The 13,153-nt window shown below is 72.0% G+C and carries 14 protein-coding genes; 7 read left to right on the top strand and 7 right to left on the bottom strand.

Going from position 1 to position 13,153, the window contains the following annotated elements; all coding sequences use genetic code 11:
- Positions 1-4: 4 nt before the first annotated feature.
- The 6 genes from pcaH to AB0J90_RS00105 are packed head-to-tail and all read left to right on the top strand — an operon-like array spanning position 5 to position 4,865.
- Entirely contained in the window at positions 5-757 is a 753-nt protein-coding gene (pcaH, locus tag AB0J90_RS00130; protein ID WP_363590646.1) for a protocatechuate 3,4-dioxygenase subunit beta, read from the top strand.
- A complete protein-coding gene (pcaG, locus tag AB0J90_RS00125) occupies positions 750-1,322 on the top strand; it encodes a protocatechuate 3,4-dioxygenase subunit alpha (RefSeq protein ID WP_363590645.1) in 573 nt (190 codons plus the stop codon). Before pcaH ends, pcaG begins: the two co-directional genes overlap by 8 nt.
- Complete coding sequence (locus AB0J90_RS00120) at positions 1,297-2,916, top strand: adenylosuccinate lyase family protein (RefSeq protein WP_363590644.1); 1,620 nt, start codon at positions 1,297-1,299, stop codon at positions 2,914-2,916. The genes pcaG and AB0J90_RS00120 overlap by 26 nt, the downstream gene beginning before the upstream one ends.
- A complete protein-coding gene (pcaD, locus tag AB0J90_RS00115; RefSeq protein ID WP_363590643.1) occupies positions 2,913-3,701 on the top strand; it encodes a 3-oxoadipate enol-lactonase in 789 nt (262 codons plus the stop codon). Before AB0J90_RS00120 ends, pcaD begins: the two co-directional genes overlap by 4 nt.
- Positions 3,688-4,068, top strand: a complete 381-nt coding sequence (pcaC, locus tag AB0J90_RS00110) for a 4-carboxymuconolactone decarboxylase (protein WP_363590642.1) — start codon at positions 3,688-3,690, stop codon at positions 4,066-4,068. Before pcaD ends, pcaC begins: the two co-directional genes overlap by 14 nt.
- Positions 4,065-4,865: an IclR family transcriptional regulator gene (locus AB0J90_RS00105; protein ID WP_363590641.1), complete on the top strand. Its 801-nt coding sequence runs from the start codon at positions 4,065-4,067 to the stop codon at positions 4,863-4,865. The genes pcaC and AB0J90_RS00105 overlap by 4 nt, the downstream gene beginning before the upstream one ends.
- 89 nt (positions 4,866-4,954) lie before the next feature.
- On the opposite strand, the gene AB0J90_RS00100 is transcribed toward AB0J90_RS00105, so the two are convergent.
- The 7 genes from AB0J90_RS00100 to AB0J90_RS00070 all read right to left on the bottom strand — a co-directional run bounded on the left by AB0J90_RS00100 (position 4,955) and on the right by AB0J90_RS00070 (position 11,398).
- A complete protein-coding gene (locus AB0J90_RS00100; RefSeq protein ID WP_363590640.1) occupies positions 4,955-5,293 on the bottom strand; it encodes a DUF952 domain-containing protein in 339 nt (112 codons plus the stop codon).
- A gap of 91 nt (positions 5,294-5,384) precedes the next feature.
- Positions 5,385-5,615: a ferredoxin gene (locus tag AB0J90_RS00095; RefSeq protein ID WP_363590639.1), complete on the bottom strand. Its 231-nt coding sequence runs from the start codon at positions 5,613-5,615 to the stop codon at positions 5,385-5,387.
- The gene (locus AB0J90_RS00090; protein WP_363590638.1) at positions 5,609-6,817 is read right to left on the bottom strand and encodes a cytochrome P450; all 1,209 of its coding nucleotides are present in this window, start codon (positions 6,815-6,817) and stop codon (positions 5,609-5,611) included. Before AB0J90_RS00090 ends, AB0J90_RS00095 begins: the two co-directional genes overlap by 7 nt.
- A gap of 194 nt (positions 6,818-7,011) precedes the next feature.
- Positions 7,012-9,117, bottom strand: coding sequence for a xanthine dehydrogenase family protein molybdopterin-binding subunit (locus AB0J90_RS00085; RefSeq protein ID WP_363590637.1), 2,106 nt, complete (start codon positions 9,115-9,117; stop codon positions 7,012-7,014).
- The gene (locus AB0J90_RS00080; RefSeq protein ID WP_363590636.1) at positions 9,114-10,106 is read right to left on the bottom strand and encodes a xanthine dehydrogenase family protein subunit M; all 993 of its coding nucleotides are present in this window, start codon (positions 10,104-10,106) and stop codon (positions 9,114-9,116) included. Before AB0J90_RS00080 ends, AB0J90_RS00085 begins: the two co-directional genes overlap by 4 nt.
- Positions 10,103-10,642, bottom strand: a complete 540-nt coding sequence (locus AB0J90_RS00075; RefSeq protein ID WP_363590635.1) for a 2Fe-2S iron-sulfur cluster-binding protein — start codon at positions 10,640-10,642, stop codon at positions 10,103-10,105. The genes AB0J90_RS00080 and AB0J90_RS00075 overlap by 4 nt, the downstream gene beginning before the upstream one ends.
- A 78-nt stretch (positions 10,643-10,720) precedes the next feature.
- Positions 10,721-11,398 (bottom strand): HAD family phosphatase, encoded by a 678-nt coding sequence (locus tag AB0J90_RS00070; RefSeq protein ID WP_363590634.1) that lies wholly within the window; start codon positions 11,396-11,398, stop codon positions 10,721-10,723.
- A gap of 298 nt (positions 11,399-11,696) precedes the next feature.
- Between AB0J90_RS00070 and AB0J90_RS00065 the strand changes: the two genes are divergently transcribed.
- Positions 11,697-12,977, top strand: coding sequence for an Ig-like domain-containing protein (locus AB0J90_RS00065; protein WP_363590633.1), 1,281 nt, complete (start codon positions 11,697-11,699; stop codon positions 12,975-12,977).
- Positions 12,978-13,153 lie beyond the last annotated feature (176 nt).

Below are 13,153 nucleotides of genomic sequence, written 5' to 3'. Positions count from 1 at the left end.
ACCGATGACCGAGACCACCGGGCGCCGCCCGACCGGCCTGGTGCTGCCGACGTACCGACCGGACGGCGACCGTACGCACCCGCCGCTGCTCAGCCCGGAGTACGGCTCGACCGTGCTGCGCGCCCCCAGCCGACCGCTGGTCCTGCTGCCGCAGCGGCTCACCGAGGTCACCGGGCCACTGCTCGGTGCGGAACGGCTCGGCCCGCTCGACCACGACCTCACCCGTCAGCACGACGGTGAACCGATCGGCCAACGGATCATCGTGCACGGCCGGGTACGCGACGGCGACGGCCGCCCGGTCCCCGACACCCTGGTCGAGATCTGGCAGCCGAACGCGGCCGGCCGGTACCGGCACGCGGTGGACAACTGGCCAGCACCACTGGACCCCAACTTCACCGGCGTCGGGCGGGCACTCACCGACGCCGACGGGCGGTACCGCTTCGTCACCATCGCGCCGGGCGCCTATCCCTGGCGCAACCACCTCAACGCCTGGCGGCCGGCGCACATCCACTTCTCGCTGTTCGGCCGGGCGTTCACCCAACGCCTGGTGACCCAGATGTACTTCCCCGGCGACCCGCTCTTCTTCCAGGATCCGATCTTCAACTCGATCCCCGACCGGCAGGCCCGGCAACGGCTCGTCTCCCGGTACGACCACACCGTCTCCGAACCGGAGTGGGCGCTGGGCTTCGAGTTCGACATCGTCCTGCGGGGCCGGGACAGCACGCCCTTCGAGGACGGGGACGACGACGATGACTGAGCGCCTCGGCTCCACCCCGTCGCAGACGGTCGGTCCGTACCTGCATCTCGGGCTGCTCTGGCCGGACGGGCCGGATGTCGTGCCGGCCGGCACACCGGGCGAGATCTGGCTGCGCGGGCAGATCCTCGACGGCGCCGGTGCGCCGGTGGTCGACGCGCTGGTCGAAAGCTGGCAGGCCGACCCGGACGGCCGCTTCGACCACCCCGACGACCCCCGGGGCGCCCACCGCTCGCTGGTCGCCGGCTTCCGTGGCTTCGGCCGCAGCCCCACCGACGCCTCCGGCCGGTACGCCCTCCGCACGGTCAAACCGGGGCCGCTGCCCGGACCGGACGGGACCGTCGAGGCGCCGCACCTGGACCTGTCGATCTTCGCCCGCGGGCTGCTGCACCGGCTGGTGACCCGGCTCTACTTCCCCGACGAACCGGCGGCGAACGAAGCCGACCCGGTGCTCGCGGGCATCGACCCGGACCGGCGTACGACCCTGCTCGCCCGAAGCGCGCCCGACGGTTTCCACTTCGACATCCACCTGCAGGGCGAGCATGAGACCGTTTTCTTCGCCGTCTGAGGACCGCCCACCGGCCCGCCTGCGTGGCGTACCGACCGGAGATCAGTTCGGCACCGACGGCCCGGTACCGGTCGGGGACCGCCCCGGCGACGAGGAAGCCGACCCGTCGACTCGGGGCGCGCTGTTCGGCGGGTTGTTCGGTGCGTCCGAGGTGGACAACGAGCTGACCGACCGGGCCGTCCTGCAGGCGATGCTCGACGTCGAACGCGCACTGGTCGAGGCGGCGGCCGACGAGGGGCTCGTACCGGCACCGGCGGCCGCGGCGATCGGGCGGGAATGCCGCGCCGACCGGTTCGACCCGGCCGCGCTCGGGCGGGACGCCGACGAGTCCGGCAACCCGGTGATCCCGCTGGTCCGGGCGCTGACCGCTGCCGTACCGCGCGACGCCCGGCCGTGGGTGCACCTCGGCGCGACCAGCCAGGACGTGCTCGACACCGCGCTGGTGCTGGTGGCCGTACGGGCCGGGGTGCCGCTGCGACAGGACCTCGACGCCGCGGCCGACGCCGCCGCCCGGCTCGCCCACGAGCACCGCGACACCGTCATGGTGGCGCGGACACTCGGCCAGCAGGCGGCACCGACCACCTTCGGGCTCAAGGCCGCCGGCTGGCTGACCGCGCTGCTCGACGCCGGAACGCGGCTCGACGCGCTGCTCGACGCCGGGACCCGGCTGGCCCCGTTGCCGGACGCGGAGACCCGGTTCGTCCCGTTGCTCGTCGCGGAAACCGGGCTCGACCCGCAAGCCCGGCCGGACCAACCTCCAGACCGGCTCGCGCTGCCGGCGCAACTCGGCGGCGCGGCCGGCACCCTGGCCGCGCTCGGCCCGGCCGGTCCGGCGGTGGCCGACCGGCTCGCCCACCGGCTCGGCCTGGCCACCTCCCCGCTGCCCTGGCACACCCGGCGGCAACCGCTGCTCGACCTCAGCGCCGCGCTCGGCGGGCTGATCGCGGGCACCGGGAAGATCGCTCTCGACGTCGGGCTGCTCGCCCAGTCCGAGGTCGCCGAGGTCGCCGAGGGCGGGCCGGCGGGCCGGGGCGGCTCGTCGGCGATGCCGCACAAGCAGAACCCGGTCGACTCGGTTCTCGTCACGGCGGCGGCCCGGCGCGCCCCGCACCTGGTCGCCACGATGTTCGCCGCCGCCGTGCAGGAGCACGAGCGGGCTGCCGGCGGTTGGCACGCCGAATGGGAACCACTGCTCGACCTGCTCCGGCTCGCCGGGAGCGTCGCCTTCCGGACCCGGCGCCTGCTCGACGGGCTGCGGGTCCGGCCGGACCGGATGCGGGCCAACCTCGCCGCGACCGGCGGGCTGGTGCTGGCCGAGGCGGTCGCCGCCCGACTCGCGGCCGGGGTCGGGCGTACCGCCGCGCACGACCTGGTCGCCAGGGCCGCCGCCGAGTCGGTTCGCTCCGGGGCGACGCTGCGGGACGCGTTGCTCGCCGACCCGACGGTCCGTGCCCTGCTCACCGACGACGAGCTCGACCGGGCACTCGACCCGAGGCGATGGCTGGGATCCTCGGGCGTCTTCATCGACCGAGCCCTGACCCGGCACCGGGAACAGCGGCCGGTCGGTAACCCTTCACGGGAGGTAGGGGGATGACGAGTCGACTGCACGCCCGCATCGACGGTCCCGAACACGCGCCGGTGCTCGTACTCGGCAGTTCGTTGGGGACCACCGGACAGATGTGGCGGCCGCAGGTCGACGCACTGGCGTCACGGTTCCGGGTGATCCGGTACGACCACGCGGGTCACGGCGGTTCGGCGCCGCCGTCGGCCCCGTACACGATCGCCGGTCTCGGCACCGACCTGCTGGACCTGCTCGACGACCTCGGGATCCGGCGGGTGTCGTACGCGGGACTGTCGCTCGGCGGGATGGTCGGCATGTGGCTGGCCGCGTACGCGCCGCAGCGGGTGGAACGGCTGGCGCTGCTCTGCACCTCGGCCCTGCTCGGCCCACCCGAGGGCTGGCGGGAGCGGGCCGAGACGGTACGCCGGGCCGGCACCGGGGCGATCGCGGACGCGGTGCTCGCCCGCTGGTTCACCCCGCCCTTCGCGGCTCGTCGGCCGGAGGTGGTCGCCGCGCACCGGGCGATGCTGACCGCGACCCAGGCCGACGGGTACGCCGCCTGCTGCGAGGCGATCGGGGCGATGGACCTGCGGCCGGACCTGCCCCGGATCACCGCGCCGACACTGGTCATCGCCGGGGCGGAGGACCCGGCGACGCCGGTGCCGCACGCTGAACTGATCGCCGCGACGATCCCGGCAGCCCGGCTGCGGGTGGTGCCGGACGCCGCCCACCTGGCCAACGTCGAGCAGCCGGAGCTGGTCACCGAGCTGCTGCTGGATCACCTGGCCGCGCCGGGGGAGCCCGATGGACGACCGTGAGCGGCACGAGGCCGGCATGGCGGTACGCCGGCAGGTGCTCGGCGACGCGCACGTGGACCGGGCGGTCGCCGGGACCGACGACTTCACCGCAGACTTCCAGGACCTCATCACCAGGTACGCCTGGGGCGAGATCTGGACCCGTCCCGGCCTGGACCGGCGTACCCGCAGTTGCATCACGCTGGCGATGCTGGCCGCCCTGCAACACGAGGAGGAACTGGCCATGCACGTACGCGCCGCGCTGCGCAACGGCCTGACACGCGAGGAGATCCGCGAAGTGCTGTTGCAGGTCGGCGTCTACGCTGGCGTACCAGCGGCGAACCGGGCGTTCAAGGTCGCACAGCGCACTCTGCAACAGGAGGATGGGTGACCGAGGCGACCGAGACGGCGTCGCGAAGTCCGGAGTTCGTCCAGTCGCTCGAGCGCGGTCTCGCGGTGATCCGGGCCTTCGATGCCGTCCACCCGCAGCTCACCCTGAGCGAGGTGGCCCGCGCGACCGGGCTGACCCGGGCCGCCGCCCGTCGCTTCCTGCTCACCCTGGTCGAGCTTGGCTACATGCGTACGGACGGGCGGCTGTTCTCGCTGCGGCCCCGGGTGTTGGAACTCGGCTACGCCTACCTGTCCAGCCTGAGCCTGCCGGAGGTGGCCCAGCCGCACATGGAGGCGCTGGTCGCACAGGTGCACGAGTCCTGCTCGATGTCGGTGCTCGACGGCGACGAGGTGGTCTACGTCGCGCGGGTGCCGACCAAACGGATCATGGCGGTGGCGATCAGCGTCGGGACCAGGTTCCCGGCGTACGCCACCTCGATGGGCCGGGTGCTGCTGGCCGGACAGCCGGCCGACTGGCTTGCCGACTACCTCGACACGGCGCAGTTGCGCCCGCTCACCCGGCGTACGATCACCGACCCGGTGAAGCTGCGCGCCGCGCTGACTCGGATCGGCAGCCAGGGTTTCGCGCTGGTCGACCAGGAGTTGGAGGAGGGGTTGCGGTCGCTGGCCGCACCCATCCACGGCGAGGACGGCTCGGTCATCGCGGCGCTGAACGTGTCGGCCCATGCCAGCCGGGGCACCTCCGAGGTGATCCGCAGGGAGCTGCTGCCGCCGCTGCTCGCCACCGCCCGGCGGATCGAGGAGGACCTGCGCGGCGGCTCCCAACCGACGCGTTGAGGCGGGGCGGTCCGCTGACCAGACCCGGCCTGGTCCGACCCGGCCCGGTCCGACCCGGCCCGGCGACGCGACCCGAGCCCGCGCGGCGCTCAGGTCAGCAGGGCGGCTACCGCGTCCGGGACCGGGAGCTCGACCGGCAGGGGTGCGACCGCGACCACCGCGTCGGTCGGCAGCGGCCCGTACAGATGTGGGAAGAGTGCGCCGCCCCGCGACGATTCCCAGCGCAGGTCGGCCCCGAGCCGGTCCGGGGCGACGGTGAGCAGGACCAGGTCCGACTGGCCGGCGAAGTGCCGAGCCGCCGTCTCGACCACCTGGTCCCGGCCGGAGAGGTGGATGAAGCCGTCGCGGAGGTCGACCGCCGAACCGTCGTACCGACCCTGGGTTTCGGCTTCGGCCCAGTCCGCCGCCGCCAGCAGCTTGTAGATCACCGGTCCAGCCTAGACACCGGTTGGTCCGTGGACGCTGATCGGTGGGGCCTGGCTCGGTCACCGGCCGCCAGGCCCCACCGATCGGTGCCGGTCAGGGCTCGGGTGCGATCAGTCGGTCGTCGGTCGAGTCCCGTACGGTGATCGCCTCCACCGGGCAGGAGTCGGCCGCGGCGGCGACCTCGTCGGCCGGGATGACGGTCTCGGCGACCGGGGTGGAGAGTCCGTCGACGAGCACGAAGTGTCTCGGTGCGGCACCGGCGCAGATTCCCGAGCCGATGCAGCGGCGCGCGTCCACCCGGACCCGCCAGGCGGGGCTCACCATTCGACCGGCATGTGCTTGAGGCCGCGTACCAGCATTCCGCTCTTCCAGACCAGTTCCGACTCGGGCACGGCCAGCCGCAGTCCGGGCAGCCGGTCGAGCAGCGTACCGATGGCGACCTGCAACTCCATCCGGGCGAGCTGCGCGCCGAGGCAGTGGTGTACGCCGTGCCCGAAGCCCATGTGCGGGTTGTGCTCGCGGGTGAGGTCGAGCCGGTCGGGGTCGTCGAAGACCCGGTGGTCCCGGTTGGCCGAGCCGAGTTCGACGATCACGGGTTCACCGGCGCGGACCAGCACACCGCCGAGTTCGACGTCTTCGAGCGCGTACCGGGCGAAGCCGGAGGCGGCGCCGAGCGGCACGTGCCGCAGCAACTCCTCGATCGCGCCGGGCAGCAGGGTCCGGTCGGCCCGCAGCCGGGCCAGCTCCTGCGGGTAGCCGAACAGGGTGTAGACGAAGTTCGGGATCTGGGTCACGGTCGTCTCGTGTCCGGCGGCGAGCAGACCGGCCGCGAGCTGCACCATCTCTTCCTCGGTCAGCCGGCCCTCGTCTTCGTCGCGGGCCCGTACCATCGCGCCGAGCAGGTCGTCGGTCGGCTCCTCGCGGCGCTGCGCGATCAGGCCGCCCATGTACGCGTACAGGTTGCCGTAGTACTCCTGGATCGTCTCCGGGGGCAGCGAGGTGGTCGACACGATCGCCTCCGACCAGAGGTGGAACTTGTGCTCGTCGGCGACCGGCACCCCGAGCAGTTCACAGATGACCCGGATCGGCAGCGGGGTGGCGAACTGCTCGACCAGGTCGGCCGGGGGACCGGCGTCGATCAGTGCGTCGACCAACTCGTCGGCGATCTGCTGCGTACGCGGTCGCAACTGCTCCACCCGGCGTGCGGTGAACGCCTTGGTGACCAGCGTACGGATCCGGGTGTGCTCGGGTGGATCCATGCTGAGGATGCCGGTGGCCAGCCGCTGCGGCGTGCTCCGGGGCTCGTCGTGTGCCGCGGCGGCGGCCCGGCTGAACCGGGGATCGCCGAGCACGACCCGTACGTCGGCGTAGCGGGTGGCCAGCCAGGCGTCCTCGCCGTAGGGCATCCGGATCCGGGTCAGCGGTTCGTTTTCACGTAGCTCGGCGTACTGCGGGTCGAGGTCCAGCCGTTCGGGCGGGTTGAACGGGTAGGCGCGGGCGTCCGACACCTGCTGAATTTCCGTCACCGGGGGCTCCCTGTCGTCAGATGGCGCGTTCTCTTCGGACGCGTACGACGTGCGGTTGCGCGACACGACACCAAGATCTACCTGGGGTCATGCTCCGGGTACGGATGGTAGCGAAACGGGTGGATTTACGCTACTGGTCGTTATCGATACCTCGATCGACAGTGACGACGGCTGGTGGACGGCGGGCCGCCCGATCACTGGCCCTGAAGCGCGGTGACCCGGGGCAGCAGCTTGTCCAGCCGGACCGGCAGCTGGCGGATCCGTACGCCGGTCGCGTGGTACACGGCGTTCGTGACGGCGGCGGCCGAACCGACGATCCCGATCTCACCGACGCCCTTGACACCGAGCGGGTTGAGATGCGGATCGTCCTCCTCGACCCAGTCCGCCTCGATCTGCTCGACGTCCGCGTTCGCGGTGATGTGGTACGTGGCGAAGTCGTGGTTGACCCAGTCGCCGAAGCGGGGGTCGAGCAGACCTTCCTCGTGCAACGCCATCGAGATGCCCATCGTCATGCCGCCGATGAGCTGGGACCGGGTGGTCGTCGGGTTCACCACCCGCCCGACACCGAACATGCCGAGCATCCGGCCGACCCGGATCTCCCCACTGTCCACGTCGACGCGTACCTCGACGAAGTGGGCGCCGAAGGCGTAGCGCACGTACGAGCGGTCCGCGGACAGGGCGTTCGTCTCCGGCGCGGTGTTCGCCTCCACCCGTACCTCCTCGGTGGGCGGCCGGTCGCCGAGCCGGTCACGCAGCGCCCGGCAGGCCTTGCTGACGGCCCAACTCCAGGACGCGGTGCCGGTCGAGCCACCGGCCAGCGGGGCCGGGGGGAGCCGGCTGTCGCCGATCTCGATCCGTACCCGCTCCGGTGGCACGCCGAGCGCGTCGACCGCCACCTGCCAGAGCGCGGTACGCGCCCCCGTACCGATGTCGGCGGCGTTGATCCGGACGACGTAGGTGCCGTCCGGGTTGGCCTGGGCCGAGGCGGACGACGCTCCGGCGCGGGCCGGATAGCTGCCGCCGGCCACACCGGTGCCGACCAGCCAGCGGCCCTGCCGCCGCACGCCGACGGTCGGGTCCCGGTCCGCCCAGCCGAACCTCGCCGCGCCCTCGCGCAGGCAGGCGACCAGGTTGCGGCTGCTGTACGGGGTGCCTTCCTCCGGGTCGACCCGGGCGTCGTTGCGGATCCGCAATTCGACCGGGTCCACGCCACAGGCCACCGCCAACTCGTCCATCGCGGACTCCAGCGCGAACGAGCCGGGGCATTCGCCCGGTGCCCGCATCCACGACGGCGTCGGTACGTCCAGCCGGGCGATCCGGTGGCTGGTCCGCCGGTGCGGGGCCGCGTACATGCCGCGGGTGTAGACGGCGGTCTGCTCGGCGAACTCGGTCAGGGTGGAGGTCTGACTGATCGCGTCGTGGGCGATGGCGGCGAGCCGGCCGTCCGCGTCGGCACCGAGCCGGATCCGCTGGATGGTGGGGGTGCGGTAGCCGACCAGGGAGAACAGTTGCTGGCGGGTGAGGGCCAGGCGTACCGGCCGGTCGACCGCGCGGGCGGCCATCGCGGCGAGCACGGACTGGCAGCGCGGCGTGCCCTTCGACCCGAAACCGCCGCCGACGTGTTCGCTGATCACCTGCACCGAGTCCGGTGGCAGGTCGAACAGCCCGGCCAGGATCTGGGCGACGGGGGTCGAGCCCTGGTTGGAGTCGTGCACGACCAATTCGCCGTCGCGCCACTGTGCGGTCGCGGCGTGCGGCTCCATCGGATTGTTGTGGTACGCCGGAGTGCGGTAGACGTGGTCGACGCGTACCTCCGCGGCCTCGTACCCGGCCTCGAAGTCGCCGACGGCGGTGTTCGTGGGATAGGCCGGGTTCACGTGGTCGGGTGTGTACAAACCCGGATGTGTCTCGCTCAGCACGGTGCTGTGCGGCAGCGTGTCGTAGTCGAGCCGGACCAGGCCGGCCGCCTCCCGGGCCGCCTCCAGCGTCTCGGCCACCACCAGGGCCACCACCTGACCGCGGAAGTGCACCTCGGGCCGCTGCAACAGGAACAGGTCGACGTTCGTCTCCGAGTGCAGCCGGGGCGCGTTGGCGTACCACAGCACGGTCAGCACCCCGGGTGTGGCGAGCGCGGCGTCGGCGTCGATCCGGGTGATCCCGGCCCGGACCACGTCGGCCTGCACGGCCCAGGCGTACACCACGCCGTCGACCGGGTACTCCACGGCGTACCGGGCCGCGCCGGTGACCTTGTCCCGCCCCTCCAGCCGGGTGTGTGGACGGCCGACGGTCGGCGCGCTCACCGGGTCGCCTCCTCGGCCAGGTCGGCGAGCGTACGCACGGTCAGGTTGCGGATCAGCGACACCTTGAAACCGTTGTCCGGCAACGGACGCGCGGCGGCCAGTTCCTCGTCGGCGGCCAGGCCGAAGTTCTCCACCGTGGCCGGTTGACCGCGCAGCGCCTCCTCGGCCAGCCGGGCCCGCCAGGGGCGGTGGGCCACCGCGCCGTACGCGATCCGAACCTCGCGGACCAGGCCGCCGTCCAGGTCGAGTGCCGCCGCCACCGAGCCGGCGGCGAAGGCGAACGAGGCCCGGTCCCGGGCCTTGCGGTACGTCGAGTGCCGGGCGTACGGCAGGGCCGGGACCCGTACGCCGGTGATCAGTCCGCCGGGCCCCATAGTGGTCTCCAGGTCCGGGCGGTCGCCGGGCAGGCGGTGGAACTCGGTCAGCGGGATCTCGCGGGCCCCGTCCGGCTCCAGCACCTCGACCCGGGCGTCCAGGGCGGCGAGGGCCACCGCCATGTCGGAGGGGTGGGTGGCCACGCACGACGTCGACCAGCCGAGGATGGCCAGGTCCCGGTTCTGGCCCTCCAGCGCGGAGCAGCCGGTGCCGGGTTCGCGCTTGTTGCACGGCTTGCCGACGTCCTGGAAGTAGACGCACCGGGTGCGTTGCAGCAGGTTGCCGCCGACCGTGGCCATGTTGCGCAGTTGACCGGAGGCGGCCGCGAGCAGTGCCCTGGCCAGCACCGGGAAGTCGCGCCGGACCACCGGGTGGGCGGCCAGGTCGCTGTTGCGTACGGTCGCGCCGATTCGCAGGCCCCCGTCGGGCAGCGGTTCGACCGAGCCCAGCGGTAGCCGGGTCACGTCGACCAGCAGCCGGGGGCGTTGCACGCTCAGTTTCATCAGGTCGACGAGGTTCGTGCCGCCGCCCAGGTACGCCGCCTCGGTCTCGCCGGCGACCATCCGTACGGCCTCGGCCGCGTCGTCGGCCCGGTGGTAGCGGAAGGTCCTCATCGCAGTACCGCCTCCGCCGTGGCGGTCGCCCGGATCGCCGCCACGATCTGCTGGTACGCCGCGCAGCGGCACAGGTTGCCGCTCATCCGTTCCCGGATCTCCTCCTCGCTGAGGCGGGCCGGCCCGGCGGCGAGGTCTGCGGTCACGACGCTGGGCCACCCCTTGCGGACCTCGTCGAGCATGCCGGTGGCGGAGCAGATCTGGCCGGAGGTGCAGTAGCCGCACTGGAACGCGTCATGGTCGATGAAGCACTGTTGCAGCGGCTGCAGGTCCGCGCCGTCGGCCAGGCCCTCCACGCTCACCACCGCCGATCCGGACGCCGCCACCGCGAAGATCAGACAGCTCTTCACCCGGCGCCCGTCGAGCAGTACGGTGCACGACCCGCACTGGCCGTGGTCGCAGCCCTTCTTCGCGCCGATCAGTCCGAGGTGCTCGCGCAACGCGTCCAGCAGGGTGGTCCGGTTGTCCAACCGGAGCCGGTGCTGCTGGCCGTTCACCGCCAACGTGACCGACGACCGCTCTGTCTCCTCGGGCATGCCGATCGCGCCTCCCGCCCGTTCCTCCGGATACGCGCAGATTATCCGGTTTGCTGCGGGGTGGAGGCTCGATCGGGCTTAAGCGTCGCTCGGTCCGGCTCCCGGGGCCGCGTCGCGTACGGCCTGGTCGGTCAGGTCACGGATGGTCGGGATGACCAGGATGGCGAGCTGCTGTGCGTCCGGGTCGATCGGGTACGAGGCGTGCGGCACGGCGATCACGCGGGTGCCGGCGGCGCTGGCCGACCGTACGCCGTTGGAGGAGTCCTCGACCGCGACGCAGCGGGTGGGGTCGAACCCCAGCCGCTCGGCCACCCGCAGGTACACGTCCGGCGCCGGCTTGCCCCGCGGCACCTGTTCGGTGGAGAGCGTCACCGAGAACGCGTCGGTGAGCCCGGTGGCCCGGAGCGCGGCCTCGATCAGCCGGGCCGGCGACGAGCTGGCCAGCCCCATCGGCCAGGTCCCGGCGAGCCGGCGCACCACCTCGTCGGCACCGGCGATCAGCGGTACGTGTTCCAGGTAGCGCCGGGCCATCTCGTCCACCACCTCGGTGGCGACCTGCTGCGGCGAGCGGTCCACCCCGAGTTCGGCGCTGAGGTAGCGAGCCCATTCGCCGGTGCTCATCCCCATCAACCGGCGTTGGCTGTCCGGCTGCCACTGGCCGCCGTGGTCCGCGACGTAGCGCCTGCGGACCTCCTCCCACACCGGTTCGGAGTCCACGATCACGCCGTCCAGGTCAAAGATCACCGCGTCCGTCACGGTCCCATCGTGCCCGATCCCGCCCCACCCGCGTCGGCGGGTTGCTCCGACCCGCCGTGATCCCGCCTGTGGCCCGCGGTCGCGCCGCCGTCGCGTGCGCGGCGGCGACATACCCGGATCCGACTGGTCTATCCGCCGCCGGACCGGGTATTCGCGCTCTGTCCGGCAACAACGCGTTCTGTCCGGCATCAATCCGAATGCGCGATACGCGCTTCGATTCTTCTGTTCCGAACCGACGCGGTGCCCGCGACTCTCGTTACACAATGTGGCGAGACGCTAGCGGAATGGGGTGGGGATCATGACAAAGAGGCGTCGGGCCACAATTCTGGTGGCGATGGTCGCTACCGCGTCACTGGCCCTGGCGGGGTGTACCAGTGAGCAGGACAAGAAGGAGGCCGCGAAGGCGGCGGCACCGCCGCCGCAACTGAGCATCAGTCCTGCGGCGAATGCGAAGGACCTCCCGATCAGCACCGAGGTCGGCCTCACCGTCACCGGCGGGAAGGTAACGGCGGTAACGCTCACCGACGACAAGGGTGGGAAGGTCGCGGGCTCGTTGCGTACGGACGGTTCGTCCTGGTTGCCGGATAAAGCGCTGAAGAACAAACAGCGCTATACGGCGCAGGTCACCGCAACCAACGATGCGGGCAAAGAAGTGACCCAGACGACCAACTTCACCACCATGGACAAGCCGGCCAAGGAAATCTTCTCGACCCTTTATTTCCAGGACAAACGGACGTACGGGGTGGCCATGCCGGTAACGGTCGACTTCGACCCAGGGGTGCCGAAGGAAAAGCGCGCCGACGTACAGAAACGGCTCTTCGTCACCACCACTCCGGCGCAGCCGGGTGCGTGGCACTGGACCGAGGACGGACAGCAGGTCTTCTACCGGGCACCGGACTTCTGGAAGCCCGGTACGACGATCAGCGTCAAGGCCATGCTCGACGGGGTGCCGATGGGCAAGGAGGGCTTCGGTGATGCCGACCGAAGCGCCACCGCCAAGATCGGTAACAAGGTCTCGTTGGACATCGACAACGGCACCAAGCAGATGTCGGTGTTCAAGAACGACAAGCTGGTACGCAAGATCCCGGTCAGCCTCGGCAAGCCGAGCACGCCGACGTCCAGCGGCAAGATGGTGATCATGGAGAAGCACGAGCAAACGGTCTTCGACACGACCGGCTCGGCCGACCCGTACGTGGTCACCGTGCAGGACGCCCAGCGTCTGACCTGGGGTGGCGAGTTCATCCACTCGGCGCCGTGGTCCGAGGGCGATCAGGGCAGCACGAACGTGTCGCACGGCTGCACCAACGTCTCCGCCGCCAACGCCGCCTTCCTGATGCGGACAACCCAGGTCGGTGACCTGGTCACGGTTCGCGGCACCGAGGTGCAGCTCGATGACGGCAACGGCTGGACCGCCTGGAACATGGACTGGGACGAGTACGTGAAGGGCAGCGCGCTGCCCGTACCGCAGGACCTGAAGCCGGCTGCCGCGCCGCCGGCCGCCGCCGGTGCGCCCGCGCCCAGCGGCCCGCCGTCGACGAACCAGCCGCCGGCCCCGGCACCGTCGAACCCGGGCGGCTGACCCCGCCGGAACGTACGCCGGGCGGTGAAGCCGACGGGGAGCCAACCCCGTCCGGCATCACCGCCCGGTTTCTGTCGGAACTTCGTGTCGTAGCGCCCCACCCGATGGTCAGGCCGGGCCGGGGTGGATGACGGCCGGGCCGGTCGCCGGTCCGGCCTGTGCACTGTGGCCCCCCG

This window comes from Micromonospora sp. NPDC049523 (assembly GCF_040676775.1).
GTDB lineage: Bacteria > Actinomycetota > Actinomycetes > Mycobacteriales > Micromonosporaceae > Micromonospora_G.
Note: the sequence above shows the minus strand (reverse complement) of the source record. Positions and strands in the feature narration are given on the sequence as shown.